Raw genomic sequence first — 2,472 nt, forward strand, 5'->3', positions numbered from 1 at the left:
TTTGGGGATGAAAGAGGGATTGCAGATACAATAAGATATTCTCAACTTGATGTTCCTGTTTTTGTCCATGCATTTCCAGATGAGATTGATAAAATGGATGTTTCAAATAGAAGAGATAGTTTTTGCGGTAAAATTTCAATTTGTAATATTTTTTATCAATATGGAATAAAATTTACTTTATCCTCGTTTCATACATTAACTCTTGATGAAGAGTTCAAAAAAGAAATAGATAATTTTATTAAAATATGTAGGATTTTAAAAAATCTAAAAAACTTAAAAATTGGAGCAATTGGAACAAGACCTGTTGCTTTTAAGACAGTAAGATATAGTGAGAAAATACTTGAAAATAATGGTATAAGTGTAGATACAATTGACCTTTCAGAAATTTTTTCAAAGATAGATAAAATTCAAAACAATGATATAAAAGTTAAAGATGAATTTGAACAACTTAAAAATTATGCAGATACAAGTTTAATTTCAGACCAGGCAATTATAAAAATGGCAAAATTCAAAATTGTCATTGAGAACTGGATAAGAGAATATGATATAAAAACAGTTGCAATTCAATGTTGGAATTCAATAGAAGAAAATTATGGAATTGCTCCTTGCATAGTTATGAGTTATCTTTCAAACTATCTTATTCCTTCTGCTTGTGAGGTTGATATTACTGGTGCTTTAGGTATGTATATTTTACAAATTGCATCAGAAAAACCTTCTGCAATAGTTGATTGGAATAACAATTATAAAAACGAAAAAGATAAATGTGTCCTTTTTCATTGTAGCAATTTTCCTATATCATTTTTTGAGGAAAACAAAATTGTAAGTTCAGAAATAATAAAATCAAGTGTTGGTGAAGAAAATGCTTATGGGTCAATTATTGGGAAAATAAAAGCAGGACATTTTACTTTTTTAAGATTATCAACAGACGATATAAAAGGAGAAATTAAGGCATATACAGGGGAAGGAGAAATCACAGAAGAAAAGGTTAAAACATTTGGTGGTTATGGTGTTGCAGAAATTAAAAACCTTCAAAAATTATTAAAATTTATATGTGAAAATGGATTTGAACATCATACCTGTATAAATTTCTCAAATGTTTCAAATATTATTTATGAAGCATTAAAAAAATATAAAAAATGGGATATATATAAAAATGACTAAGGTTTAGAGTAAACAATTTCTCTATTACAATACTTTTTTTGTTAAACATAAAAATTTTAGTTTGATAGGGAATATGAAAATGACTAAAAAAGAAAGAGTTAAATATGCCTTGCTTCATCAAGAAACAGATATTGTTCCTTTTAATATAAATTTTACTCAACCTGCATATAGAAAACTTACTAATTATTTTGGAGGGGAAATCTCTGAAGATGAAATTGGAAATCATATAGTTTATATAGAACCAGTTTCTTTTAACTCATGGGTTGAAATTAAACCCAATATGTGGATGGATGAATTTGGAGTTATGTGGGATAGGTCTATAGATAAAGATATAGGTAATCCAATACCTGTGCTAAAATATCCCTCTATAAAGGGGTATAAATTTCCTGACCCTGATAATCCTAAAAGATATTCTCATTTCTCTACAATTATAGAAAAAAATAAAGATAAATTTATTTTATGCTCTATCGGTTTTTCTCTTTTTGAAAGAGCATGGACATTAAGAGGAATGGAAAATTTTTTAATAGATATGATAGAAAATCCACCTTTCGTCAATGAACTTCTTGATACAATTGTTAATTTTAATATAAAAATAATTAAAAACACTTCAAAATATCCAATAGATGGTTTTAGATTTGGAGATGACTGGGGACAACAAAAAGGGTTGATAATGGGAATACCTTTCTGGAGAAAATTTCTTAAACCTCGATTAGAAAAAATGTATCAGGAAGTTCATAAAGTTGGCCTGCCAGTATTTATTCATTCTTGTGGAGATGTTCAAGAAATACTACCCGAATTAATAGATATTGGCGTAAATGTTTTTAATCCATTTCAACCAGAAGTAATGAATATCTTTGAAATCAAAAGAATTTATGGAGATAAACTTTCATTTTTTGGTGGTATTAGTGTTCAAAAACTTCTTCCATTTGGTACACCTCAACAGGTAAAAGATGAGACTAAAAAAATTTTACAAACTATTGGCAAAGGAGGAGGATATATTGCTTCTCCATCTCATGATATTCCTAAAGATGTTCCTGTAGAAAATATTGTTGCTCTTATAGAAACATTAAATCCTGATTTCCCTTTTAAATAACTATGAGTAAATAAAAATTATACATCTCGTATTACTGGTAAAATTGCCCCATCTAACTTGTAATTTTTTTCTTTCACTTGATATAAAAATTTCAGTTGACAGAAAATCAAAAAAAGTGTTATATTGAATTACCAAAATGAAATTTTTATATTTAGTAGTTGTGATTTTTTTATGTGGACTGATAGGAACAGCAATTGGAGAAATTACTTTATTTTTTG

At 27.3% G+C, this 2,472-nt stretch carries 3 protein-coding genes; 2 read left to right on the forward strand and 1 reads right to left on the reverse strand.

The features are described 5' to 3' along the window. A partial coding sequence (locus PLW95_08070) for a fucose isomerase (protein ID HOV22611.1) occupies positions 1-1,161 on the forward strand: 1,161 nt, incomplete at its 5' end. 79 nt (positions 1,162-1,240) lie between these two features. Then, a complete protein-coding gene (locus tag PLW95_08075; GenBank protein ID HOV22612.1) occupies positions 1,241-2,254 on the forward strand; it encodes a uroporphyrinogen decarboxylase family protein in 1,014 nt (337 codons plus the stop codon). Here the strand turns inward: PLW95_08075 and PLW95_08080 are convergent. Continuing rightward, the coding region (locus PLW95_08080) for a hypothetical protein (protein ID HOV22613.1) at positions 2,255-2,472 on the reverse strand (218 nt) is incomplete at its 5' end.

It is taken from the genome of bacterium, assembly GCA_035370465.1.
Classification (GTDB): domain Bacteria; phylum Ratteibacteria; class UBA8468; order B48-G9; family JAFGKM01; genus JAGGVW01.

Coding starts and splice junctions, on each gene's coding strand:
- PLW95_08075 (HOV22612.1), top strand. CDS start 1,241: ATGACTAAAAAAGAAAGAGTTAAATATGCCTTGCTTCATCAAGAAACA.